Annotated in this window: 20 protein-coding genes, 3 pseudogenes and 2 other annotated features; of the genes and pseudogenes, 13 read left to right on the plus strand and 10 right to left on the minus strand. The window is 33.8% G+C overall.

Going from position 1 to position 24880, the window contains the following annotated elements; translation table 11 throughout:
• Positions 1-590 precede the first annotated feature (590 nt).
• Positions 591-1826, plus strand: coding sequence for a Bcr/CflA family multidrug efflux MFS transporter (locus tag LAV82_RS25865; RefSeq protein WP_274158009.1), 1236 nt, complete (start codon positions 591-593; stop codon positions 1824-1826).
• A 278-nt stretch (positions 1827-2104) separates the two neighbouring features.
• Here LAV82_RS25865 and LAV82_RS25870 read toward each other — a convergent pair whose 3' ends face one another.
• Positions 2105-2362 (minus strand): hypothetical protein, encoded by a 258-nt coding sequence (locus tag LAV82_RS25870; protein ID WP_499717226.1) that lies wholly within the window; start codon positions 2360-2362, stop codon positions 2105-2107.
• Positions 2363-2561: 199 nt separating this feature from the next.
• On the opposite strand from LAV82_RS25870, the gene LAV82_RS25875 reads away from it, so the two are divergent.
• The gene (locus LAV82_RS25875; protein WP_499717227.1) at positions 2562-3233 is read left to right on the plus strand and encodes a hypothetical protein; all 672 of its coding nucleotides are present in this window, start codon (positions 2562-2564) and stop codon (positions 3231-3233) included.
• Positions 3234-3607: 374 nt separating this feature from the next.
• Positions 3608-3835, plus strand: a binding site (T-box leader).
• A 38-nt stretch (positions 3836-3873) separates the two neighbouring features.
• Positions 3874-4102, plus strand: a binding site (T-box leader).
• A gap of 51 nt (positions 4103-4153) precedes the next feature.
• Positions 4154-6079, plus strand: coding sequence for a threonine--tRNA ligase (gene thrS, locus LAV82_RS25880; protein WP_499717228.1), 1926 nt, complete (start codon positions 4154-4156; stop codon positions 6077-6079).
• Between the two features lie 574 nt (positions 6080-6653).
• Here thrS and LAV82_RS25885 read toward each other — a convergent pair.
• From LAV82_RS25885 to LAV82_RS25895, 3 genes are all read right to left on the minus strand, one after another.
• Positions 6654-8147 (minus strand): hypothetical protein, encoded by a 1494-nt coding sequence (locus tag LAV82_RS25885; RefSeq protein WP_499717229.1) that lies wholly within the window; start codon positions 8145-8147, stop codon positions 6654-6656.
• A 538-nt stretch (positions 8148-8685) separates the two neighbouring features.
• Positions 8686-9453 carry a hypothetical protein gene (locus LAV82_RS25890; RefSeq protein WP_499717230.1) on the minus strand — a complete coding sequence of 256 codons (768 nt, stop codon included), beginning with the start codon at positions 9451-9453 and terminating at the stop codon, positions 8686-8688.
• 50 nt (positions 9454-9503) lie between these two features.
• Positions 9504-11117, minus strand: coding sequence for an SIR2 family protein (locus tag LAV82_RS25895; protein ID WP_499717231.1), 1614 nt, complete (start codon positions 11115-11117; stop codon positions 9504-9506).
• Between the two features lie 320 nt (positions 11118-11437).
• Here LAV82_RS25895 and LAV82_RS25900 point away from each other — a divergent pair.
• The 4 genes and pseudogenes from LAV82_RS25900 to LAV82_RS25915 all read left to right on the plus strand — a co-directional run bounded on the left by LAV82_RS25900 (position 11438) and on the right by LAV82_RS25915 (position 13551).
• Positions 11438-12702, plus strand: a pseudogene (locus LAV82_RS25900) (Y-family DNA polymerase).
• A 14-nt stretch (positions 12703-12716) separates the two neighbouring features.
• On the plus strand, positions 12717-13052 hold the full coding sequence (locus tag LAV82_RS25905) for a YolD-like family protein (protein ID WP_499717232.1): 336 nt from the start codon (positions 12717-12719) through the stop codon (positions 13050-13052).
• A 62-nt stretch (positions 13053-13114) separates the two neighbouring features.
• The gene (locus LAV82_RS25910; protein WP_499717233.1) at positions 13115-13291 is read left to right on the plus strand and encodes a DUF8096 family protein; all 177 of its coding nucleotides are present in this window, start codon (positions 13115-13117) and stop codon (positions 13289-13291) included.
• Positions 13267-13551, plus strand: coding sequence for an SMI1/KNR4 family protein (locus LAV82_RS25915; RefSeq protein WP_499717234.1), 285 nt, complete (start codon positions 13267-13269; stop codon positions 13549-13551). The genes LAV82_RS25910 and LAV82_RS25915 overlap by 25 nt, the downstream gene beginning before the upstream one ends.
• A 202-nt stretch (positions 13552-13753) precedes the next feature.
• On the opposite strand, the pseudogene LAV82_RS25920 reads toward LAV82_RS25915, so the two are convergent.
• Positions 13754-13969 (minus strand): annotated as a pseudogene (locus LAV82_RS25920) (alcohol dehydrogenase); the annotation flags it as partial.
• Between the two features lie 130 nt (positions 13970-14099).
• Here LAV82_RS25920 and LAV82_RS25925 point away from each other — a divergent pair.
• The 5 genes from LAV82_RS25925 to LAV82_RS25945 all read left to right on the plus strand — a co-directional run bounded on the left by LAV82_RS25925 (position 14100) and on the right by LAV82_RS25945 (position 18198).
• Positions 14100-14474, plus strand: coding sequence for a YndA family protein (locus LAV82_RS25925; protein ID WP_162213481.1), 375 nt, complete (start codon positions 14100-14102; stop codon positions 14472-14474).
• Positions 14475-15159: 685 nt separating this feature from the next.
• Complete coding sequence (locus LAV82_RS25930) at positions 15160-15459, plus strand: hypothetical protein (protein ID WP_499717235.1); 300 nt, start codon at positions 15160-15162, stop codon at positions 15457-15459.
• Positions 15460-15471: 12 nt separating this feature from the next.
• On the plus strand, positions 15472-16605 hold the full coding sequence (locus LAV82_RS25935) for an FtsK/SpoIIIE domain-containing protein (protein ID WP_499717236.1): 1134 nt from the start codon (positions 15472-15474) through the stop codon (positions 16603-16605).
• A complete protein-coding gene (locus LAV82_RS25940; protein WP_499717237.1) occupies positions 16602-17297 on the plus strand; it encodes a hypothetical protein in 696 nt (231 codons plus the stop codon). Before LAV82_RS25935 ends, LAV82_RS25940 begins: the two co-directional genes overlap by 4 nt.
• A gap of 472 nt (positions 17298-17769) precedes the next feature.
• Positions 17770-18198 carry a hypothetical protein gene (locus LAV82_RS25945; RefSeq protein ID WP_499717238.1) on the plus strand — a complete coding sequence of 143 codons (429 nt, stop codon included), beginning with the start codon at positions 17770-17772 and terminating at the stop codon, positions 18196-18198.
• A gap of 244 nt (positions 18199-18442) precedes the next feature.
• Here the strand turns inward: LAV82_RS25945 and LAV82_RS25950 are convergent, their stop codons facing one another.
• The 3 genes from LAV82_RS25950 to LAV82_RS25960 all read right to left on the minus strand — a co-directional run bounded on the left by LAV82_RS25950 (position 18443) and on the right by LAV82_RS25960 (position 21132).
• Positions 18443-18808, minus strand: coding sequence for a DUF3888 domain-containing protein (locus LAV82_RS25950; protein WP_499717239.1), 366 nt, complete (start codon positions 18806-18808; stop codon positions 18443-18445).
• Positions 18809-19178: 370 nt separating this feature from the next.
• A complete protein-coding gene (locus LAV82_RS25955; protein WP_394530893.1) occupies positions 19179-19403 on the minus strand; it encodes a helix-turn-helix domain-containing protein in 225 nt (74 codons plus the stop codon).
• A gap of 940 nt (positions 19404-20343) precedes the next feature.
• Complete coding sequence (locus LAV82_RS25960) at positions 20344-21132, minus strand: ParB N-terminal domain-containing protein (protein WP_499717240.1); 789 nt, start codon at positions 21130-21132, stop codon at positions 20344-20346.
• Positions 21133-21305: 173 nt separating this feature from the next.
• On the opposite strand from LAV82_RS25960, the pseudogene LAV82_RS25965 reads away from it, so the two are divergent.
• Positions 21306-21390: pseudogene (locus tag LAV82_RS25965) on the plus strand.
• A 66-nt stretch (positions 21391-21456) separates the two neighbouring features.
• Here the strand turns inward: LAV82_RS25965 and LAV82_RS25970 are convergent.
• Entirely contained in the window at positions 21457-22758 is a 1302-nt protein-coding gene (locus LAV82_RS25970; protein WP_499717241.1) for a replication protein, read from the minus strand.
• 483 nt (positions 22759-23241) lie between these two features.
• On the minus strand, positions 23242-23817 hold the full coding sequence (locus tag LAV82_RS25975) for a MerR family transcriptional regulator (protein ID WP_029321043.1): 576 nt from the start codon (positions 23815-23817) through the stop codon (positions 23242-23244).
• Between the last annotated feature and the right edge of the window lie 1063 nt (positions 23818-24880).

Genomic DNA, 24880 nt, shown 5'->3' on the forward strand with positions numbered 1-24880 from the left:
TTACATAATAGATCTTTTCGGAACCTCTATTAAAAGGAGTATTTAGCTTGTGAGTTGATGAAAGAAATATGTATAAATATTTAGTTATCATAATGTGGATTACAGAAAATATAAAACCTGAAATTCCTTGTTCCATAATGGAAGGTATCTCAGGTTCTTTTGAAATTTATTGATTTTGAAAAAGATAAAGTCCAAATCCTAAAGTATCTCTACCCCATGTAAGGTAAGTACGTTTCCAAGACCTAATTTTATTTAACCTACTGTCACAATCAGGGGCGTTCGGGTTTTTCATAACAATATTTTTCCATAGACATAGTATATAGTCCTTCATATTCATCCCAATCATCGTCACTTGCAACAACTGACCAAATCGGCACGAGCCCCATACTTTCTCCCATAAAAACATTCTCATGGTGTTTTTTTAATTGTTTACCCCAAAATGATAACAGGTTATAATCAGAACTATGTATTTTCGGGTATCGAATTAAATCTACATTTTGGTCCCTTTGTGCTTAATGTAGGATGGGAGCTTGTAGCCTACATTTCTGTAGTGAAATGAAATACAAACTATATAGAAAGGCGAGGAAAAATTGAATACACTTAGTGGAAAAAAAAGAATTCAACTTGCGATACTTTTGGGATCACTTGGACTCTTAGGCCCTTTTACAATTGATACGTATTTACCTTCCTTCCCCACAATCGTAAAAGATTTTCATACTACGGCATCACTCGTACAAATTAGTTTGACAGCATGCTTATTAGGATTGGGAGCAGGACAATTATTTATTGGCCCATTGAGTGATGTGAAAGGCCGTCGTAAACCTTTACTATTATTTCTTTGCGTATACTTATTAGCTTCTTTAACTTGCTCGTTTTCACCAAATATCTATTTCCTTATTGTGGCTCGTTTTGTCCAGGGTTTTTCCGCAGCAGGCGGACTTGTGGTTTCAAGAGCTATTGTCAGGGACCTTTTCAGTGGAAAGGAACTGATCAAATTTTTTACTTTAATTGTATTAGTCGGTAACCTCGGCCCAATCGTTGCACCAATTGCTGGAGGAGCCATTCTTTCGTTTACCAAGTGGAATGGAGTTTTTATTGTTTTAGCTTGTATTGGAGCTATATTAATCTTCATGGTTTCTCTAAAACTACCAGAAACGCTACCACCTGAAAAACGTGTACCTAGTAATCTGCCACAGCTCATGAGCAATTTTGGTTCCTTATTTAAGGAGCGAGAATTCATGGGATACGCATTCACACAAGGATTCACGACAGCTGGAATATTTGCCTATGTATCTGGTATTCCGTTTGTCTATCAAAATATTTACCATGTTTCTCCGCAACAGTTCAGTCTACTCTTTGGAGTTAATGGTTTAGGCTTGATTATTGGAAGTCAGTTGGTTGGACGCTTGGCCGATTACATTTCAGAGCGGACATTCTTAAAGATAGGGCTAGGAATTTCTATTGCAGCAGGAGCAATCCTACTCATCGCTCTTCTTTTAAAAGCTCCATTAATTGCCGTGGCGATCCCGATTTTCTTTTTTGTCTCATCAATCAGTATTATTGGTACGACGTCCTTTGCATTAGCCATTGAATCACAAGGACATATTGCGGGCAGCGCCTCCGCATTATTAGGCTTATTGCCATTTGTACTCGGATCGCTATCAGCACCTCTTGTTGGAATAGCAGGATCTTATACGGGTGTTCCAATGGGCGTTACGATCTTTGGTGCTAGCTTGTTGGCGTTTCTTTCCTATTTTGTTTTAGTTCGAAAGCGTTCGGTTAAGATGCAGAGGCCCAATGATGCTGAACAAGGTTCTAAGCTATAATGTAATACGTATGTTATTTAAGTCAATTAGACAGTTGACATGTGAGAAGAAAAAAACATTAATGTTATTAACAACACGTCCCAAGTGAGGAGTCATCGCTTGGGGCTGTTTTCATTTTGATGCATTGTTTCTATAACAAACAGTATTTTTTTCTGCTTTTAAGCTGTATATCATATACAAAGATAGTTAACATAAAACGTGTTCTAGGTAGCAAAAAAGCCTTTATATTGGTACTAAAGGCTTTTCTGCTATCTTTATATTTCTAAGTCACATACTAATCATGAGAAAAGGTTTCCAACAAAGATAATCCATCCAGTAACTATAATTAATAAGGCACTAAATATAATGGTTAAAACACTTCTCAAAGCTGATTTCCAATTATGTACTCCAAAGAAACCTATAATACCAACTAGAAATACAACAATTGCTACATAAAAATTTAAGCTTAATAATGATGGATGAGCAAAAGCTATGAAAGTTAGACAGACACATAGCAATGAGAAAACGAATGACCAAAGGTTTATCGCTTTTGTCATTTGAATTTATCTCCTTTATCTATAAAATCTACCATATTATCTCATATTTTCAATCTACAAATCTAGTTTACGTAATCAATATTATAAGAACCAAAATCAGAGCATTTATTGATAAGATTCTTTCAGTTAAATAATATAAATATACCATTTTATGTTAAAATTGATTTATGTTATTTAAAATACTTAAGGTGGTTATTGAATGAAAAAAAGATTAGGTTGTTTCCATGCTCATCATTCTAATATTGAACATATCGAAAAGGCTCTAAAGCCTTACAATATTGAATTAATTCATTTCGTAGATCCAGGCTTAGATCGTATTAAAATGGATTCGAATTTTACAGAAGAAGTGGCACAAAAGAAAATTAAAAATACGTTAGAATGGATATCAAGTTGCCACGTAGATGCTATTTTGATTACATGTACTTTTTTTACAGCTAATATCGAGGAAGATAAGCTTGCCTACTCAATTCCTATTATTAAAATAGATGATCCTTTATTTCATTCAATCTGTGAGAAAGATGAACCCCAGATTTTAGTCTTCACTAATCCAAACACCGTAGAAGGTACAATGAATCAACTAATTAACTTTGCAACTAAACAAAAGAAAAACATTCAAGTTGAACCTTATCTCTTAGAAAATACATTTAATCTTGTTATGGAAGGTAAGAAAGAAGAATATATAGAATCCGTATCAAATGGATTAAATAGACTTATAATTAATCACCCTGATAAAATTATTTCCGCAGCTCAATTATCAATGGTACCTTCAGCAGAAAATATTGAATCTAAAACAGATACTTACGTTGGAAACCATTTAAAATCATTATCTAATTACTTAGAAGAACTACTAAAACTAAACGTTTACCAATAATAACTGAAGTTTCCATACTGAAAAATTATTATGTATACCATATGCAAAGCTAGTTTACATAAATACTCTTCAAGGAACCAAGCACCAAAAAGAACCCTCTTGGGAGAAGGGTTATAGATGGGGCCTTGTTTCTTCTTTATGCACCCTTTTATACATCCTTAATATGAAAGGCTTTCTCAGAGGAATAGATAAAGAAAGAATGTATAAAAAAGCTGTCTTTTATACATATATTCATTCCTTTAAATTTGTATTTGGCGGGGGGATTTCGATATATTTTTAAAACAGAAATTAATTCTAATTAATTACATATTTAGAATTAAGTATTGACATTTACAAATAATATAAATTATAATTTCATTTATTGGAAATAAACATTGTGAGCGTTGAAAAGGACACGAATTATTTTTATATTTCTTTACAGAGAATAGGGCCTTTGGCTGTGAGCCCTTAAGAAAGAGAAATAATTTACCACCTTGGAGCTATTGTGGGGAAATATGTAGATAGAGTAACCGCAATCGGGAAATCCGTTATCTTTTTGAGAATATGACACTTGTAGTGTTTTATAAAATTAGGGTGGTACCACGACCGCACTCGTCCCTGTTAGAGGGATGAGTGCGTTTTTTTATTTTCAAAAATAAATAGTTAAGCAACGAAAAGGACATGAATTATTTTTACACTTCTTTGCAGAGAATAGGGTCTTTGGCTGTGAGCCCTTAAGAAAGAGAAATAATTTACCACCTTGGAGCTTTATTAGTGAAATAGTAGTAATTAATAACGTTTGCGACGTTACAGCACCAGAGCCATCGATATATTTTTATATTGATGGGAATTTGGGTGGTACCACGTGTGAAAACATACTCGTCCCTTACTTAGGGATTAGTATGTTTTTTTTTGACTTTATTTAAATAGGAGAGGTTATCATGAGTAAAGATTTGATTCAAATTCGATTTTTAGATGGAAATGAGAAAGAGTTTTCAAAAGGTATTACATTACATGATATTGCAGAATCTATTAGTTCTAGCCTAAAGAAGAAAGCCATTGCGGGTAAAGTAAATGGAGAATTATATGACTTGCATCGATCTATTAATCAAGATGCAGAAATCGAAATCTTAACATTAGAGTCTGACGAAGGTCTAGAAATTATGAGGCATACAACAGCTCACATACTTGCTCAGGCAGTAAAAAGAGTACATAAGAATGTAAAATTAGGTGTAGGGCCAGTTATTGAAGATGGATTTTATTACGATATGGATCTTTCTACAACGATTGCTTCTAATGAGTTAATACAACTTGAACATGAAATGAAGAAGATTATTAATGAAAATCATCCTATTGAACGTACTGAAGTGACACGCAGTGAAGCTGAAAAAATATTTAGCGAAATAAACGACAAGTTGAAATTAGAGTTATTACGTGATATTCCTATGAATGAAACAGTTACGATTTACAAACAAGGGGAGTTTTTCGATTTATGTCGAGGCCCGCATCTACCTTCTACTGGAATGGTTAAGGCGTTTAAATTAACAAAAGTTTCGGGAGCTTACTGGAGAGGTAACAGCGATAATCAAATGTTACAACGTGTATATGGCGTAGCTTTCCGTTCTCAAAAACAGTTAAATGAGTATGTATTGTTTTTAGAAGAGGCAGCTAAAAGAGATCATCGAAAATTAGGAAATGAACTAGAATTATTTATGTTTTCTGATGAAGCACCTGGCATGCCTTTTTATTTAGCTAAAGGACAAATGGTTAAAAATCAGCTTGAGCAATTCCTACGATCCGTTCAAGAAAAGCATAATTATGAAGAAGTACGTACTCCTTTTATGATGAATCAACAATTATGGGAAAAATCGGGTCATTGGGATCATTATAAGGATAATATGTATTTTTCAGAAGTGGATAACGCTAAATTTGCATTGAAGCCCATGAACTGTCCTGGTCATATGCTTATCTTTAAAAATAAGCTCCATTCCTATAGAGATTTACCAATTCGCATGGGAGAATTCGGTCAAGTTCACCGTCATGAATTCAGTGGGGCTCTAAATGGATTATTAAGAGTACGTACGTTTTGTCAAGATGATGCTCATATCTTTGTTACTCCTGAACAAATTGAAAGTGAAATTAAATCGGTCATTGAATTAGTCGATTATATCTACAAAACATTTGGTTTTGAATATGATATTGAACTTTCAACTCGACCAGAAGACTCAATGGGAGAAGATAGCTTATGGGAACTTGCTGAAAGCTCTTTAGAAAACGTATTAAAAAAGTTGAACTTTGATTATAAACTGAATGAAGGCGACGGAGCATTTTATGGTCCTAAAATCGATTTTCATATTAAAGATGCCTTAAAAAGAAGTCATCAATGTGCAACGATTCAATTAGACTTCCAGCTTCCAGAAAAATTTGATTTAAATTATATTAACGAAAAGAACGAAAAACAGCGTCCGGTTGTAATTCACCGTGCTATTTTTGGATCTCTTGACCGTTTCTTTGGCATTTTAATTGAGCACTTTGGAGGCGTCTTCCCAACATGGTTGGCACCTGTGCAGGTAAAGGTTATTCCAGTTTCCCTAAAAGTTCATCAGGAATATGCACAAGAGATTAAAGAAGCTCTAGGAAAGAAAGGGATTCGAGTAGAATTAGATAATCGAGAACAAAAGCTCGGATATAAGATTCGAGAAGCTCAAGTGGCGAAGGTTCCTTATATTTTGGTATTAGGAGATAAGGAAATGGAAAGCAACTCCGTAAATGTACGAAAGCACGGAGAGGAAAAGTCTGAAACTTTCAATTTAGATAGCTTTATTGAAAAACTTCAGGAAGAAATTGTTGAAAAGAAACTTAGATAATTAAAAAAAGAAGGTTCCTTAACATTCGACAAGGAACCTTCTTTTTTTTCCAATAACAATGTTTATGGTAACAGGATCTGGAAGGATCGATGATAGTAAAAATCAAAAAAATTTAAAGCGCTGAAATTCGCATTAATTATTCTTGTTCTATGTAAAATTAAAGTTAATCTCCTTTGAGGACGTTTCTCTACTTATTAAATATAATAAAAAATTTTATAGTCCGTAAAAGTATACGTTTACGGACTTTTTGTAAAGATATAAAATCCATCATTTTTATCGTTCATTTAAGTTTTAAAATAAATTACGAACGTCTTACGAAATGCACATACTTTTACGGACAATTTTAGTGAAAATGAATACATTTAAGTTTGTAATGAGAAAGAATGAAGTTTCCACACTATGCAAATGCCTTAGTTCTCTGCTCATAAGAAGTCTCTTTATAATGATTGCTTCTTTAATTTTTCTACTTGTTCAGTAGTAAAAGCATTATTGGTCAATTTATTTGCCCTCACATACCTCCATTAATTTATTACATCTATAATTCTAGATAACAACTTTTAACAATATTTCACACTTAATCTTGATTTATTTTCCTATTTAAATTTGTTTTTGAAATAACGTCCTGGTAATCCCAATAAATCAGCCTTACACCGTTTTTCTTGCATTTCTCCATTTTTAAGTCATCTAATTTTTGACGGTAAAGAAAAGCTTCATTTCCTCCAAAAAATTCAATAGGTTCATAATGTTGTTGTCCTTGATATTCAATTGCTGTTCTTAGACTAGGGATAAAAATATCAAGAGACTGTTTTTCTAACCATTCTGTTCTATATTGATATATTGCATCAGGATAATGTTTTAGCACGAGTTTAAATAAATCAACTTCGTTTTTCCATTTAACTTTTGCAACTCCACTTGAAACAAGTTGCTGATATATCTCATCCCTTTTCTTATTAAACTCGTCAGTTGATAAGGAGATATTGTTTTTTTCAAAGTAATCTTTTCTTTTATTTACATAGTTTCGCATAGGTAACTGAAAATTATAATGTAGGTAACATGCTAAATGCAGTTCAGATTCAAACGTAGTTACTTTCATTAACTGATTAATTACATAACGAATTGATTCCTCATTATAAATTCCCGTTTGAGATGTAATTCCGAAGCTACTACTTTTTATAGATTCATAATAAGTATTAAAACGAATCTCATGCCATTCAGGTTTAGATATAGCAACATTCTTATATTTACAGTTAGAAATGATTAAATGAATTGGTATACCTAATAGCTTTAGGCCTTCTAAAGATTTAAGATATCTTTGCTTTAGAAGAAAATCCATGAACGCTAAATCAGCATGCTCTGAAAAGCAAACAAAGTAATTATCATTTTCATCATCAAAATCAATGAACAAACGTTCACTTTTCATTGCCCTTTTTAGATATTCTGAAAGTACTTCTCCATCCTTACCTATGTGAGGAGTAAGAAAAAATCCTATCTTTTTCTTGTAAAATCGGAGCTTTGTAAAGAAGTTTTTCGTATTATTTACTTCCTCTATAATTGTTGGTGCAATTTTTGCTAATTCTCGATTAATTTCAGAACCTATTCTTTTTCGTTTTGGGGCTTCTTTTTGGTAAGTGGCAATACGATTTTGTTCAGCAAGAGCTAAAGATTCTGTTTCTTCCATTATTTCATTTACATTAATAGTCTTAAACAATTCCTTAATTTTCTTTACTTCCTGCCTGGAGAATGCATATATAAAATCTGTACTTATTACTACTTCATTTATCCTTTTTCGTGTCGCAACGTTGGTTGATTTTTTTGTTTTGCTAACATAATTCATAAAATTCCCATAATTAGGGTGGATGTCCGTAGTATTATATTTATATTCTCTAAGAGATTTAATCAATTCTAACTCAGATTTAGAAACTGGATTAGAACTACCTTGTTTCTTTTCAATATCCCTGATAACTTTAGATACATATTTGTGAAGATCCTTCCCGCTGTAAAATCTTACAGTAAAGTATATATTTTGATAAAGTGGTGGCATTAAATCGTAATCGTGAAGAATTGCCATTTTTTCTACCCCGATCATAAATAATATTTTCATTATGCTTTTATTTTGATAAAAATTTTTAATAAAATAGACATTTGAATTCGAATTGATTTTTAGTTCTCTTATGCTTTAATAATTATTTCATATAAAGATCTGAAGATTTAAGCTTGTTCTAGTTCATTATGTTGTTAAAAGAAACGCTATATTTTCTCGATATACTTTATAATGTATCTCCTCTAACAACTTTATATGTTTTTATAATTCATGGAATGATCAGCGCAGATATCCCTATTTTTAAATTTTGGTCAATATATAGACTCGTAGATTGTAAACTATTCATATTTAAAGTGATTTTTGATTAAAATTTCTGTTTAGTTGCAAATATATGTACGCATCTTTCAATACAAGCAATAGTATTATTATAATTTCTATTACCATAAGGATCATCCACCAATTCCATCGTATAGGTAATCAAGGGTAATAGATAACATGAAATGTCAGTACCATCAGCTATTGCATTGTTTTTTCCTCCCTTAAATAATATATTTAATATTACATTTTAAAGAACATGGATAGCTTCAAAATCAAATGAATGAATATCTTTGTAAAAAATATCGCCATCTTCCCTCTTTTCTGATGAATTGGTATGCAGACCGTACTCCGGATGCAATTCTATAATGGGAGTCGAATAATCAATATAATGTTTTTTAGGAAAAAAGATAACTTTAAATAAGAAATGCCCTATTTGCACAGTAATTTTATATGAATTTTTTAAGCTGTTTCCATTTAATAATTGTTGTACATCAACATCATTATTTATTATAAAAAGTTGTTGAGATTGCACCCATGTTACATCACTTTCCATACATAATCCCATATTGATAGTAACATTATGAGGAATAGACTTTTCTGAGAAAAACGTTCTAAAATGCTCTATAGGAACCAACTCTCTATAATTAGAGGCATTATTTAAAACAATTGCTGTTTTATAACACCACTTAATGAGGTCATCACGTATACTATCATCATTATTATTAAGTTGTCTTATAAAACTAATGTCATTTAAATAAATAATATTTAGAAGTATATCTTTCACTCTACTTTCTAAACTACTCATCCAACCATTATTACATTCTTTGCATACACGGCCATTCACTAAATTTTCAAGGTTATGCTGTCTTTTATTTAATTCAATCGTTAAATAAGAATGAACCATTTTAAAAGTATCTTTTCTAATACCTAAAGCTTCAAGAAGCCATTGAGGTAATACATGTTCATTTGACATCGCATTATTCTTTCCGCAAAATAAACAAACCCTTTTAGCCATTATTGTATCCCCCTCTATAGTGTGAATAAGATATTGATATAATCTATATTTCAAAGAGTAGAGACTTCCTGTTTTTTATTTTTCTTAAGGTCATAAATTAGCATTAATCTTCTCAATTCAGTACTAATTGTTAACTCGCCATTTTCTTTCAACTCAGCTACTTGTCCTTTTATATACTCCTCTACACTACTAAGGTCGATAACATCCATATTATAAGCTATAACTGCATATATTTTTTCTTGAGTAAAATCCATTGATTTTATCTCTTCAATAGTTGTGGCTTCAATACGGTAAGAATTTGCTATAGTTTCTTTCTGACTCTTGTAATCTCCATATTTCTCTAGACGATTTTTAAGTTTTTCTTTCTCAGATGGATAGAGATCGCTCTTCTCTATAGAATCATATGATACATGCTTTACAAAAGGGAGCCTCGAAGTTGGGTGTTGTGTTGCAATAAACCTTAAAATAGTACTAGTACTTAATTCATCTCCTTCAAAGATATAATTATGTACATAGGTTATCAAATCAGGCATTGCAAATATTGTTGTACTATCTCCTAATGCTACAATTAGATTTCTATTTTCAACCACTTCTTCTAGATTGTCTAACTGATTAGGTGCGATTAAAAGGGAATTTAAACTCCCCTCTTTCCCTCTATCTACTATTAAGTCTCTAATAACATGTTGGTACTTCCTAACCTCGGAAGGAGCAACCCCTTGATTAATTTGCGAAATTTTTCTATAAACACTCATAAAGTTGTCTGTTTTTAAAAGCGTAAAACAACAATTTAGCTCACTGTCATTTATTCTCTCCTCCACTATAGAATCCATTCCTTCATGCCGTTCTACAACAATTAATCGTTCTTCCATTTTTAAGCGTTCATCTTCACTTAATGAAGATGAAAAGTCTTTTATAATTTTTCTCACATTTCTATCTGTAAGTGAGTACCCTAAGAAGATAATAGGAGAATTTAAAAGTAGGGATATTATCTTAGCACTAATTAATACGGAATTTTCATCAAATTTATGGTAATCATCTTCTCCAATAATTATAGAATTGGGGTCACTTGCACATCCATGTAGTTTATACAGCTCTGCATATCCGACAGTCTGTTGAAAGAAGCCTTTTTGTCCAATGTAAGTTTTAACGCCATATTTACTTATTTTATTATAGGCGTCTTCAATAAGTGTATCGTAATTGGTAGTAAGTATAATTTGGGCTTTTATTAGCATTTTTTTGAATTGTTCAAATTCTTCAGAGATATTCTCCTTTAATTCATAAGTTGAGAACTTATTTGCTAATGCTTTTTTAAATGGAGATATGGATTGATGGTAAGCTACTTCTTGGTCGAGATTTTTAATATGATACTTTTCTTCAAAAAACAAATGATTAATTTTTTTCTCTAACGTAGACCCCATCTTTACATTTGTCAAAAAATTTATTTCACTTTTGCTCAATTGATTTTGTTGTGTTTCTACTGAGCTTCTTAACCTATTTAAATAAGCATAAAAACTTGAATCCTCTTGAGTTAGGGACCAAAACTCTCTTAAAAGCCCTTCCCAATTTGGATAATCTTCTAAATATCTTTTGGATATTCCTGATCCTATAAAAACAATAGGGAATTCATTCTGTTTAATTAACTTATCTAGAGTGGACATCTGCATATAACTTATCCTTCTTTCTATTTGATTATATGGTTATAAATGTGCAATAAAGAATTTTCCGAATTAAATGCTATTTATTTTTAATTATATATGCACGTATGATCTTTTACCCTATTTTTTTCATCTTTTTTCCTTTATAAAATTTTTATAGTTCTTAATTAATAGGCCTTATACTCCAAATATAGTTTTATTAAGGGAAATATAATGTTTTTTCATAATACGATAGCAATAATCGGGAAAAGGAATGATATTCCATTGAATAAAGAACGTTTGTTCGTATATAATAAAGAACAAACGTTCTTTATTGAGGAGTTATTCCAATGGATTATGGGCAGCTACCAAACAGAGTCATTATTTGCATAGACATGAAAAGCTTTTTCGCTTCGGTTTCATCTGTCATACGAGGGTTAGATCCGTTGAAAACAAGGCTTGCTGTTGTAGGAGATATCAAACGGTCAGGATCTGTTGTGTTAGCTGCCACACCTTTATTAAAGAAAGAAGGGATTAAAACAGGAAGTCGCCTCTTTGAAATTCCTAAAAGGAAAGATATCCATGTGGTGAATCCATCCATGGAGAGATACATCAAGGCTTCGAACTATATTTCTAGTTTGGTGTTACAGTATGTTGCTCCTGAAGACTTTCATGCATATAGCATTGATGAGTTGTTTATTGATGCGACAGCTTCTTTGCATTTATTTGCCCGAACACCAGATGAGCTAGCTCATCGAATACTTAATGAGATCTATCGTAAAACAAGACTGACAGCTACCGCAGGAATCGGTCCTAATCTCTTACTGGCGAAGGTTAGCTTAGATCATGAGGCCAAGAATAGCCCAACAGGAGTTGCGTATTGGCGATATGAGGATATTCCCTTTAAGTTATGGTGATTCATCCAATGAAGGATTTCTGGGGGATCTCGTCAGCTACAGAAAGACGCTTAAACCGTTTAGGCATCTATACCCTAAAAGAACTCGCTCTTTCTTCGAAGGAGATGTTACAAAAAGAATTTGGCATCATGGGACAGGAACTTCACCAACATGCAAATGGCATTGATTTTAGTCGTATTTCGGATGTGTACATTCCTAGTTCCCGTTCCTTTGGGAAAAGTCAGATTCTCTTTCGAGATTATACAAGCCGAAAAGAAGTGGAATTATTGCTATTAGAGCTATTGGACGATGTTTGCTTTCGTTTACGCATGCATCACGTAGTGGCTCAAACGATTCATTTATCCATTGGCTACAGCAAACAAACAGGTGGAGGATTCTCCAGACAAAAGAAAATGGGGAGAGCTTCGAACTTAAGCCAAGATATTTTCCCTTATTGTTTAACCATTTTACATACTTTTGATAGTGGCATGCCCATTCGTTCTATTGGGATTTCATTATCAAATACGAGCATTGAAGAAGAGGAGCAAATGAGCTTATTTGAGGATATCGATCAGCGTGAAAGAGCCTATGCTCTTACCAAAACGATTGATGAGATTCGGATGCGTTATGGGAAGAATAGTGTTCTACGGGCTTCAAGCTATCTGGATCATTCAACAGCTCGTTATCGAAATGGTCTTATTGGCGGCCATAAAGCTTAAAGGAGGATGATATCATGAATAACGATAGAGGAATGAAAAAATGGCGCCCATTCGCCAGTATGCCCGAACAATACACAGGATTGCAGGAAGTTATAAACAAGCAAGCAGAAGTACCTCAACCTCTTTTAACAGAAGAGCAAATGGAAGAAATCAATTTCACCTTAATTGAAGCCTTACATACAAATAAACAAGTTTATCTTACATACTACAAAAAGGGACAATGTATTACAGAAAAGGGATTCATCCAATTTGTTGATTCTCTGGGAAATTTGTTTGTTTTTATCGATGAAGTATTTGAGTTAAAGAATAAAATGAGGTTAAGTGAGCTAATTGATGTTCGTTTTACATAAAATAATTTCACTTCACTATTTGTGGTAATCTAATAAGAGTCAACTAGAAAAGAGTGATCAAAATGGAAGAGAAAGAGCAGCAAGAAATAGATCTCACTAAAGTTTATGACTACGCTGAATATCCAGATAAAAAAAGTGGACGATGTGACAACTGCAATTCATCTTACTTCAAAAGTTCCGTAAAAAGTGGCGTTTTCTTACGTGAATGTCGACAGTGTGGCATAAAGAAGAGTATCTAAGTATATTTAAAATCAAATATAGAAAAAGAAGGCATTCTACTAGTGATTATTATATAGAAGAATGGGACTTACCTAAAGATATTCTTCTATTGAGTGGAGAAGGACATTGGTGGGTTGCATTCGATTATCGGAATACAAAAGATAATCCTCCTATAATTTATATGGATCTAGAATGGGGAACAGACACACTTATTTTTGAATTAGCTCCTAACTGCGAAACATTTGTAAATGGCTTATTTATTTATGAATGTGAAGAATGACTATATTTATACAATAAAAAAGAACTGGCATTCAATTGTCAGTTCTTTTTTATTGATTTCATAAGTAGGGATGTTACGCCTTCGTGTTAGTTTAATCGTGTTTTCACTCTTTTTAAAATGTGAGGCATCCGATTTACGATGTTGCTGCCACTGATCCGCATGACTTTATATCCTTTTTTCCTTAAATAAGCATCTTTGAGAATTATAACATAGAGATATCCACAACAAATCGATAACGTGCTCATACACTTCATCTATCTCATCGACACGAATTACTTCAATCATAGGAGCAATGCCGTGTTGAGCAGCAAAAATCAAACATTTCTTGTGTTTGGAGACTTCCACCAACAAGTGAACCAGCAGCACTACGAGGAACCATAATTAAAGAAAACATACTGTCTTGATCTGACTTGGCCGGGAGATATCGTACGGTACTGTCGTACTACAAAAGTCATCCAGAAGTGGGTTATACAGCCTATTTTGGAAGGGTTCAGGTACCATATAGAGAATAATATTTTTTAAGTCAAAACGGGAAAGGAGGAATGAGTATGAAAAAGTTTAAAATAAGTGTCCTGGCATTGGTAGCTGCGTTGTTGGTCCCTTCTTCTGCATTTGCTAGTGGCTGGGATTACTTAGGAGAAGAAACTCTTTATTCTTATGGTGCTGAAAGTCATGTCTATGCCTCTGGTGGTGGAGATTATAAGATTTGTAGGGATCCTTACGTGGGTCCAGCTGGTGAGGTAAAAGTCGAATTATGGGAGTACGATCCTGAAAGTTATAATGATTATGTAGGAGCAAAATATATAGCACGAGGCAAATGTGGGTATTTCTATAGTATTGGTGGCTTTGTTGATGGAGATCAAGCTGAATTTTTCGCGAAGTCAAGAACTAGCAGTACGATACGTTTAATCTTTTATGATTAATTCACTAACTGGATGAAAAAGAGACCTGAGATGGATTCGTAAAGACTAAAATGAAGGATGGTAAAGGTCGAAACGATGAGCAGCAGGATAAAGCATCGTTTTAAAAGTATTTTTTGGTCTTATGATAATAAATCTTTTGGTTGAGTTGAATGAATAGGAATGTTCATTCAAAAAGATGGGAATCTATTTTGATTAATCTTTTTTCAAAATGGATTCTTTTTTTGTGCCGTAGAATATGAGTTTGCTGAACGTTTTTGATTAAACTTTATTTTAAAGATACATTACTTTCTACTTTAGTCTTTGGGACATCCCCTACTCTCTTGTCCATTTCATGAAAAATAAAAGCCAGTAGTCCAACCCCCAGCATATAAAAAGCCAGCTCCTCTTACATAACCATTTACTAATCCCCTACTGCAGTAAAGGTTCTTTGTTATCTTTTGAGTGGACAGGCAAGCTTACTGCTATAGCTACATAGTATCTAAAGAATCTTAACTTCATTACCTAATCAGTATCTAGTTCAGTATCGCTACCGCGTTAATACAAGCTGTATGCGCTTAGTGAAGCCCTTCATGGAATCTGTAAGGGAGCTGAGCCGAAGAGGCGAAGGGGGCGACCGAATGCCGTGAGCTGAAATAATCCATACATGAAATGCGAAAAAATAAAAAGAATGAAAGTAGGTACCAACATGAGAAAAACAAAAGGGTTTACCTTTCGAAATATCTTTCCTTTAACCCTCCACTCATCTCTTACGAGACCTCGTCCCTTCAAAACTTATTCCTTTGTTCCTTTTAGTCCATTGGCTATGCTTGATCCCACCATTCTGATCATAGGAGGCATTGTATTAGGAATTGCCATTATTGAACGAATATTAGAGCGCTGGGGTGTTATCGATCTTGTGGATCAGTTCGCAAAGGTGATGCGCTTTATCCTGCCTGTCACCTTCTATAGCGCCTTGATTTATTTTTTTGCGACATTTATGTTTTGAGGAGGGTTTTAGATGTTTGAGAAACTAAAATTGCGTGGAAAGCTAATTAATGCGTTTCGTACAGCAGAGATTTACCGGATGGTGAAACGTGGAGACCGTACCTCCTATCTGTTTCCGAAAATTCATCAAATCGATCATCATCACACCTACACTCGCTATGCCTTTTCCTTACTGAATGGCATTGATCCTGAACTTTTAAACAAAAAGAGATGGGCTTTACGCCAAGTATTAGGCAGCAACATCGAAATAAACGGCAGCCTAAAGAATTTTAGTATCACCGTTCATCACAAAAGATTGCCTAAGATGCTTACTTATACGTATGACTCGATTCATCCTCATATCGAAAAAATGGAGCTTCCTGTCTGCATTGGTCAAGATATCTACGGAAACCCTGTTTCATGGGATTTTGCGGATTTAGAAACGTTACTGATTTCGGGCGAAATTGGCGCAGGAAAAAGCAGTCTTATGCGTGTCATCCTCACGACTTGGGTAAAGTATACCTCACCTGAAGAGTTGCGCTTAGTGTTAGTGGATCTGAAGCGTGCTGATTTAGGGTTATTTCATGGGATTGAGCATGTGGATGCCCTTTGTTTTGAAGCGAAAGACATGCGAAAACCTTTTGCCTTACTTCGAGCTGAAATGTATCGTCGAGGTGATTTACTGTTAGAGCATGGCGTGACACATATTAGTCGTCTTCCATTTAAGCTGCCTCGTATCGTCGTAGTTGTAGACGAAATGAGCATCATCAAGAGAGAAACGGATCTCGTAGAGATGATTCAACAGTTTGCGAGTCAAGGCCGTGCACTAGGTGTTCACACCATTATTGCCATGCAGCGTCCGGATGCTGATTTATTAAATTCAGCATTAAAAGCGAACTTACGGGTACGAATCTCTGGAAGGCAAGCCGATGCAACCAATGCGAAGGTCGCCGGAGTCATTGGGGCAGAAGAAATCGATGCGGCAGCCAGAGGACGTATGAAAATTAAAATCGATGAGGTTAAAGAGTTTCAAGCCTATTTCTTAGATGAAGAAGCTTGTAAGAAAATGCTTTCACCTTATAAAACACGTGTGAAAGATCCAGAACCTCCACTCGAGGTTGTGTCCCAGTCTATCTTTGGATTATTAGAGAAGGAGGAACAGCGATGAGTTTTCGACTATCGCAGCGTGATAAAGACATCATTGGGTTTATCAATCAGTTTCGGGCTGTGGATCGCGACTCATTAGTGGAACTCTTCTTTAAACAGCTGAAATCGCCTGTCAATGCGTGTAATAGTGTCATGGTACGTTTATATCGATTAGGGTTGATTGAACGTACACAGCAGTATTCTCCGACGGTCTATTTGCCTGTAGATGCAAAGATCAAAAAGAAATCTCAAAAGATATTACATTTCCTTTCAATTCTAGATATCTATAAACAAATGTGTTCGTATAGTATGCCTAAAAATGTCATTGTAGAAGATAAGCCCACAGGACGAAAAGGAGGCATTGAACCCGATCTCTTTTGTATCTTTAAAAGATCTCCGTTTTGGATTGAAATTCAGAGAAATCAGTATTCTGAGCAGAAGATGCAGACGAAGGTCAACCTCTATGAGGAGTTTTTCTTTTCCGATGAGTGGAATGACTTGCACTGGCAACCAGAAGGTCGATCACCTATCTTCCCTTCAGTTATTCTGATTACGCCTGTTCGGTATGCAGTGTCTTCAGATCATATTCAAATTATACAGGTAGGAAGTATTCATGAACTCATGGACAAATATAAGAGTACTACTAAACAACAGAGGGAAGCAAAACCAATAACACAGTCCTCTTCTGGTGGGATTAGAATCAACTTAACCTAGAATGCTAAAAATGTAGCTCACAAAAAAAGCTCCTATCTGATTTTGAGCAAATGGAATAGGAAGTCAGATAGGAGAAAGAAAAAGACACATATAAAAATATGCGCAAACAAAAGATAGATTCTAACATGTATGAAAGTAAACCTCTAAGTTATGTTTGCATGTAGATCGGTATGGATAGATAGTGGGTAAATTTGATAAATGTAAAAAGATTTCTCCCTCCTCCTGACAAGGAAAGAAGAATCTTTTTACGAGCTGAAATGCATGATGAAACATGCCATACCGACCTAATAAATCGTACCATATCTTTATAACAATAAAGAGGCAGTATTGTTTCTTTTTATAACGATACTATGTCAGGTAGGTTACAGCATTCGAATAAAAAGCTGCAGAAATGAGAAATTTATAATTGGAATATTAAAGTAAAGGTGGGCTATTTATAATTTTAATTAAAGAAAATTTTGAAGATGGAAAAATGAATTATTTTGGCATAAAAGACAGTGGGATAGATGATATAGTAAATGATCCAGCTAATAGTATAGATGACTGGTCATTACATATCCCACCTATGGATAACGCCATGCCAAATGTTCTTATGCGAAGACATCTAGTAGAATTAAAAAAGGGGCATACGTACACGTTTAATTTATTTGCTAAGGGCGATCCTGCAGTAATAATACGCCTGTCATTTGTTAATAACCCATCTGATGGTCATGGAAATCCTAGAATTTTAGCGCAAGCAGAAAAGGCTTATTTATCCACTAATTATAGTGATGTCCCATATACACTAACATTTACAGCTCTAGAGAATTATCCATACGGTGGTGTACATTTTCAAATAGGGGGGGCCAACGCATCTAGACCTTCTTTTATCGATAATATCGAGGTTTCAGTAGAAAGCTAATTAGATCTAATATAGATGGTGTCTTAAGATCGTTTCTGCCTTTATTAGGCCTTTGATTTCACTATCTGCTTTTTATATTCATTGAAAGCATGTTGTGAAAAACGCAAGTAACAAGCTGTCCCAATAAGGGTTCTTTTGCTTGCTTGTTTCCTATAGAAAACATTATGTTAACTAACTTTGTATATCATATGCATATGAAAAATGAAGTTTGAAGAACAAGTTCTCTAATGTTTTTATTTGCCCATTATCCTTCAATCTTCAAGACCCTGACCTCATCTTTTACGGAAAATGTGATAACCACAGGTCCTTCAGGTGGATTATGAGGACCTGTAAACGTATCATATTTCACCTTCACCATGAAATCATAGTTTGAGAATCCACCGGATATACGCTTCACACTCAATATATCTGCATTCCACAAACTATAACTACGATCAGGGTATTTCGTTCGAATTGCTTTGTCCGCATAGGGATTCAATAACATCAAAAAGGCATCATAGAAATCTGTATGCTTCTGCTTAATGGACGGTTGAGGAGCAGCTTCTGTATAGGTGGCCATTCCTGCTATTAAGCATAGGCCAAGGGCTGTGGTCACTATTAATCGTTTCATTCATTCTCCTCCTTGTAGTACCTGTTTCAGCTAGTTTCCCCGTAAGAATATGGACAATACGGAGCTTTTAAAAATGATTTTAGAGGTTGGCTTTTATGCAAACATAAAAGGATAATGGACAAACAAAAAAAAGAAGAAGACTATTTATGTAGTGGTCTTCTTTTTTTGTACCGATAACAGGTATTATATTGACTAAAACTTCCTATGAAAGTTTAAAACACATATATGGTGGATAATAATAGAAATGTCACCTTTCGAGGGTTGACTATCTGACAGGCAGGCATGGATCAATGACCTTCTATTTTCAAATAGAGGGTCATTCTTGTTAAATATGGAGGATAATAAGTAAAGAAATATATGCTGTGCCTTTTTATATATCAAAGAAATCATCCGGTTTTAAATTAGAATCTAGCATTCTAAGAGCTTTCATAACTTTTTTTATTGTAGTACCCGAAGGAACATAATTAGCATCCGTACAAAGCTTGCTAACCGTACTTTTATTAAGCTTTGTCAATTTACTTAACTCTGTTTGAGTACAACCATTCTTATCTAGAAACTTTCCCAACTTACTTCTTTTTTTACCACGACTCCACATAACAAAAGCCTCCTTTTTTATAAAGGCTTGACCTAATTTACGAAAAATATTCAACTATTACGAAAAAAAAAGAACTTTACTTATAAAAAACGGAAACTTAGAAGTCTTCCCTGCATACAATAAAGTAAATAGTGTAATATTTTTATATAGTTCTATAGAATAATGTCGATATTTTTGTCATAAACATATAGCATGAATACAGTTAAGACCGCCTTATACACTAATACATAATGGGCGGTCTTTGTTATAGGTATGCTATGAAATTAGGGATTTATTAAATTAAAAGGCCCGCATTATAGAATGCGAGCCCTTCAGCAAATAAAACAAAAGTGGAAACAGGGGATTAACGTAGTTAATCCTTAGGGTTATTGACTTGAAAAGTCTCTTTCATTGTATCAACATAACAATTATTTTAAAATATGTAAAAGTCATCATTTTATTGGCTCTAAATGTAACCAAACAAGGAATTTAGTTACAAATATTATTATTTATACAATAGTAATATAAAATTTTTTATTGTTTCCTAGGCGTTAGCTTTTCTACAAGTTCTCTAAAAGTATCAGCGCTCCTTAAAGTAACTAGATCGCGTTCATAAGATTCTTTGTAACCTAGGAAATCAAGAGAAGGATTGATTTTATTGTAATGAAAGTTTAATCACAAATAAACTCCCCATACCAGCTTTGCAATTGGAATTGATTCATATACAAGCATATTCTCACTATGAAGATTACGTCCGTGCTCCTCCAGAGAGGCTTCGCAGCAATTTATATCATTTTCACATAAGGATGCTCACTAAAATCTCTAATACTACCCCAAAACTGTTCCATTCAGTCCCTCTTACTGATTGCAATTAATAGACTTGACTCTCAAGTTTCGCAACTATGACATCTTTTTAGAAAAGCTTAATATGTGTAAAGAAATTGAAAGCAAAAATAGTTATTTATTTTTGATATTCATAGACGACTGGAACTTTGTCCATTTTCACGGTTTTAGCCACCACATAACGGCGATAGCCATCTTTCAAGATCTTAGATCCTTTTTCGATCGTCAATGGCTCATCTAAGCGCCCTGTACGCTTCACAAAATCAATGACCTTTTGCGTTTTCTCAGGGTTTGGACGTGTGTTTAAGAACGCTTCAGGTACGACAATTTCATCGAAGCTCACGAGATCCTGCGTTCCTTTGGGTTGATTCGGTAGTTCCCTCTTGGATGGCGCAGTCTTTTTCTCTTGAACAGGTGTCTCTTTTGCTTCTGACTGAACCGTTTCTGCGCTCTTTTTCTCTTCTTTTGCTGCAGGTTGAGAAACAGGCGCTTGTTCATCTTCCTGCTTAGTAGATTCCGTGTTCTTTTGTGCTTCAGAAGGCGCAGAAGCTTCTTGTTTATTTTCTTTTTTTGCATCTGACTCAGTCTTCTCTTTGTCATTTTTATTCGGGAGAACGGTAATCTGGAAACAGATCACCCCTACTTCCCCAGGGCATTCATCAATGGGAATGTCTAACGTTGGTTCCCCTTGAATTAAGATTTTTTCATGCATAATACTTTTTTTCGTGAGGCCTGTTTTGTTAAAAGCCTTCTTTGCAACAAATACCGTATACGAAATAAACGTACTCTTCTTCAACCCTTTAGGCGCAGATGGTGACCCTTTTTCACGCATATCAAAGGCAACATAGCGATCGTATTCTCGTAATGGTCCTGTGGCTGATCCGGTTAACGTAATTTTATGTGGCATAATGTTCTCCTCCTGCGTAGATATAGATTTATTTATTACTTAGAACAGTGTTCTAAGTAAACATATCCTAATAATAATTCAGCTTATAAGGGGGTTCTTTACTCTTTGCATTTACTCTTTGCATTTACTCTTATCGTACATATAAACAGAGACTATGCGCATACTTTGAGTATGGACTTGTAGCTCAATGGCAGAGCAGCCAGTCGTATTACACTATACAACTTTGGCGTCTTGCGGGTTCAAATCCTGCCAAGTCCTCTCTTAAAACACTGAATACGTTAGAAATAGTGAAAGTCCCCGCTATACTTTAACTATTTTTAAACATTAAGAAGCTGGTTCCTTTAATTTAGCATGTTGATGCAATAATTTTTGCTCCTCAGGTGTTAATGCTTGTCCTAAATCTTGTTTCAGTTCCACCATTTCTAATGAACTGTACGTAGAGCAGTGTTCCTGCAGCAAGCATTCCTCTTCTGGTGTAAGCTCTTGTTCTAAGTCTTGCTTTAACTGAATCATTTCAAGCTGTTGTTCTAAAGATATTTCTACTTTTTTTGTACCCTTCTCTTGATCCTGCTCAGCCTTTAACCAATCCGGTAAGATTTCTTTACGGATAATATGTTTTGGTATAAACAATTTTGTTGATGACTTTTCTTTATGTATAACTTCCTCATGAGTTGGATATACTGATGAATAATCCTCGTTTTTAGGATTAACCAACTGATAGAATTGGTTTTTAGCAATCTTATAGAGTAATTGGCACATATTATCTAGGGACAAAGGCTTTCCTTTATGATTAGCTTCATGTAGATATTTGTCTAATCCAATAATAGATGTATACGCAATTTCATGTACTTGCCCTTTGTTAATATCAATCTCTGTATCTCGTTTGACCGTTTTTGCAGCATTTTGAATGCGAGCATAAAAGTCTTTTAATTGATGACCATACTTACCTGCGTAGACTTGATTGACTTTCTTAGGAACACCTTTGATATAAGTAAATGCCTGTGAAGCAGACATTAAATGATTATTTATATGATTTACAGGTAAATCAAGGTTAATAAAGGCACCAGGTGATTTATCAGCCTTTAAGCTTGGTGTATCAACGTTTTCCTCACTTTCTGGATACATCACAGGAAGCGTCACAGGAGTTGTCATTTCTTCTTGGTGGACCGTTTGTATACCTGTTGTATCATGGGCAAAAAAGATTTCGTCGCAAATCCGATTAAAGTTCTTATGGCTTTTAAGAATAAATACATAACTATCAGGGTGAGTACCTGTTGCATCCTCTTTAATGTAACGTGCTACAAGTATAAAAGGTGTCGCTTTTAACGAACGTACAAAACGAGAAACCGTACTTTTAGAAACTTTAAATTTCTTCATGAGTGTTTCAGAACGAATTGCTTGGATGCCTGTAGCTACTAGGTTATAGATGACATGATCGAGCATTTCCATTCTTTTTTTAGGAAATTCTTTATGTATAGCTGATTGGTTCTGTTTATAATGAGTACGGATAATTTCTAAAAACTCTTCTTTCTTTTTCCGAAGTGTGGATTTGTTCTTCCATAACCACTTAAATCGTCCGTTGAAGGTGTCTACATCTCTTAAATAGCAGGTTAATATTTTTGTCATTTGTTCATCTTCTCCTTTAAGGAACACAAAAAAGACACTGTTTCCCTGGAAAAAGGAAAACAATGTCTTGATTTTGATGAACTAAGCCCTTGAAATAGATAGCTATTTCATATAAAATAAAAGCATAAGTTTTATTTTATATGAAAACTAACTCTATTAACAAGAGACTTCGACAAGTGTTTTCCCTACCGTCTTTAGGGGGAACGGTTTAAGAGTGCTACCAACACGTCTTAAACAGTTGAAGTCTTTTTTCTATTCCGGTCATTTTTGTTAGTTTTATTATAGCGTTAATTAATCTCATAATTCAATAAAAATTAGTAATATATCTCAAAAGATTTAGTTTTACATCTTTTATGAGGTGAAAATCCTATCTATATTTAAATGAATTTATTATTGAAGGTATTAAGAGAACTCTCTCTGACAACTGCTACAAAAATAATAAAACAGCTTCTAATTACTGGTCAGTAATTAGAAGCTGTTTTATTATTTTGTGAACATTCTTTTCCATATGCTTTTTCCTTGTTCTTTTTGAATTTCGGTCATGGCTGAATGGATAGAATCTAATTTTTTAAGTAATTGATCATTCACTTCTTTTAAACGCTGATTGTCTTGTTCAAGTTTATTCATCTGTTCTTTTATCTCTATAACATCTTTTTTTTCTGCCAAATTTTCTGATGGAAGCGTTAGTTGTTCTTTCTTTTCCATTTTTTTATCCATTTCTTCTATTTTTTTAGCAAGTAATAAAAATGCTTCTTTAAAGGAGTTTTCGTTTGTATCTTCTTCCTCTAAATCCTTGTTAATAATTTTTGTTTGTTCTTCGCTCATTAAATTTGCTTTAATTAATTCTTCACGAATCATTTCATTTGGTGCATGTTTTCCGAATTTCTCTTTTAGTTCAATAATCTTCTCAATTTTTTTATCTTCATCAGTAAATATGTATCTTATTCTTCCAATTCTTTTATGTCGTACTAACCCGACTTCGCACCAGTCCCGTAATTGATGATTTTCTATATTAAATTTTCTAGCAACTTCTGAAATAACCATTGTTTCTTCGCTCATAATTGTACCTCCTTCACAAACGAATTAATCTAACTGAGTTAGTATCCTCTTATATGGAATATTTTTAATAACTTAATTAAGTCTAACTTAATTGGTCCTAACTAATTAAATGCTACTTATTTTGACGCTTGTCTTTATTATTCTAGCAGATTTTACACTTAACTGAATTAGATTTATTGTATTTTACGTTATGTAGTTCAATTAAATTTGAACTGAATCCTTTAAAAAACTATAAATCCATTTATAGTTTTTTAAAATATTACAATAAGTTTAATTAAAATGCAATTAAGTTCAACTAAGTGCAACTTAATTGCATTTTAATTAAACGGCTCTTTAGTGCCAATTTAATTTAGTTTGGCTTATTTTATTATAAGTTCAACTAAATTAGATTTGTTTGCAACGAGATGGTTTTAAGTTAACCTTAAGTTTAACTATTGGATTTAAATCAATAATTTAGAAGCAAAAAAGTTATGTGTTAAGTTATTTTTCTCATTTGATCCTCAATCTATTGAGGAGTTTAATAGCTGAGACTACTGTTGATTCTGTTTAGATAATACACTTCTTCTGTAATATGGTGTGAAACATATCTATGGAGGCATCATCATAAAAGCAGTCTTTTTGGCTGAAAAGATGCTTTATCTCGTATTTGTGTACATGCTGAGTAAACTCACCACTTATGTATTGTGAACCGAAATCGTTACGAAGAGGTAATCCCTTTCAGGGCTTTTGGGCAGTGTAAGCTTTTTGAAGTGCTTCAATGATCAACTCTGATGTGATTAAACGAGAAAAAAATAGCACACAATTTCTTTAGTGTGAATTTAATGAAGATGTTAAACAGCACCAACCGCCTCATATCATAGGGACATACTTAATTTCAGGCAACCATTGTTTAGAGAGGTTTGATAATTTTTTGAAACGCTAGAATGTATTTTACTTTTTCGTGAATATGACCATAGTCTTTTTTTTGAATATCTAGCTCTTGTTTTAGCCAGAGGTTTTCTAATGAATCTTAGCTAATTCTCTAGGTATTAGAGAGCATTCCTCTGTATTAAAATATGTTAAT

It is taken from the genome of Bacillus sp. ILBB4 (genome assembly GCF_035064545.1).
Classification (GTDB): Bacteria; Bacillota; Bacilli; order Bacillales; family Bacillaceae_H; genus Priestia.

Excerpts from the sequence above, each read along its gene's own strand:
- LAV82_RS25870 (WP_499717226.1), bottom strand. The coding sequence starts at position 2,362 with ATGACAAAAGCGATAAACCTTTGGTCATTCGTTTTCTCATTGCTATGT.
- LAV82_RS25875 (WP_499717227.1), top strand. The coding sequence starts at position 2,562 with ATGAAAAAAAGATTAGGTTGTTTCCATGCTCATCATTCTAATATTGAA.
- thrS (WP_499717228.1), top strand. The coding sequence starts at position 4,154 with ATGAGTAAAGATTTGATTCAAATTCGATTTTTAGATGGAAATGAGAAA.
- LAV82_RS25885 (WP_499717229.1), bottom strand. The coding sequence starts at position 8,147 with ATGGCAATTCTTCACGATTACGATTTAATGCCACCACTTTATCAAAAT.
- LAV82_RS25890 (WP_499717230.1), bottom strand. The coding sequence starts at position 9,453 with ATGGCTAAAAGGGTTTGTTTATTTTGCGGAAAGAATAATGCGATGTCA.
- LAV82_RS25895 (WP_499717231.1), bottom strand. The coding sequence starts at position 11,117 with ATGCAGATGTCCACTCTAGATAAGTTAATTAAACAGAATGAATTCCCT.
- LAV82_RS25905 (WP_499717232.1), top strand. The coding sequence starts at position 12,717 with ATGAATAACGATAGAGGAATGAAAAAATGGCGCCCATTCGCCAGTATG.
- LAV82_RS25910 (WP_499717233.1), top strand. The coding sequence starts at position 13,115 with ATGGAAGAGAAAGAGCAGCAAGAAATAGATCTCACTAAAGTTTATGAC.
- LAV82_RS25925 (WP_162213481.1), top strand. The coding sequence starts at position 14,100 with ATGAAAAAGTTTAAAATAAGTGTCCTGGCATTGGTAGCTGCGTTGTTG.
- LAV82_RS25930 (WP_499717235.1), top strand. The coding sequence starts at position 15,160 with ATGAGAAAAACAAAAGGGTTTACCTTTCGAAATATCTTTCCTTTAACC.
- LAV82_RS25935 (WP_499717236.1), top strand. The coding sequence starts at position 15,472 with ATGTTTGAGAAACTAAAATTGCGTGGAAAGCTAATTAATGCGTTTCGT.
- LAV82_RS25940 (WP_499717237.1), top strand. The coding sequence starts at position 16,602 with ATGAGTTTTCGACTATCGCAGCGTGATAAAGACATCATTGGGTTTATC.
- LAV82_RS25945 (WP_499717238.1), top strand. The coding sequence starts at position 17,770 with ATGAATTATTTTGGCATAAAAGACAGTGGGATAGATGATATAGTAAAT.
- LAV82_RS25950 (WP_499717239.1), bottom strand. The coding sequence starts at position 18,808 with ATGAAACGATTAATAGTGACCACAGCCCTTGGCCTATGCTTAATAGCA.
- LAV82_RS25955 (WP_394530893.1), bottom strand. The coding sequence starts at position 19,403 with ATGTGGAGTCGTGGTAAAAAAAGAAGTAAGTTGGGAAAGTTTCTAGAT.
- LAV82_RS25960 (WP_499717240.1), bottom strand. The coding sequence starts at position 21,132 with ATGCCACATAAAATTACGTTAACCGGATCAGCCACAGGACCATTACGA.
- LAV82_RS25970 (WP_499717241.1), bottom strand. The coding sequence starts at position 22,758 with ATGACAAAAATATTAACCTGCTATTTAAGAGATGTAGACACCTTCAAC.
- LAV82_RS25975 (WP_029321043.1), bottom strand. The coding sequence starts at position 23,817 with ATGAGCGAAGAAACAATGGTTATTTCAGAAGTTGCTAGAAAATTTAAT.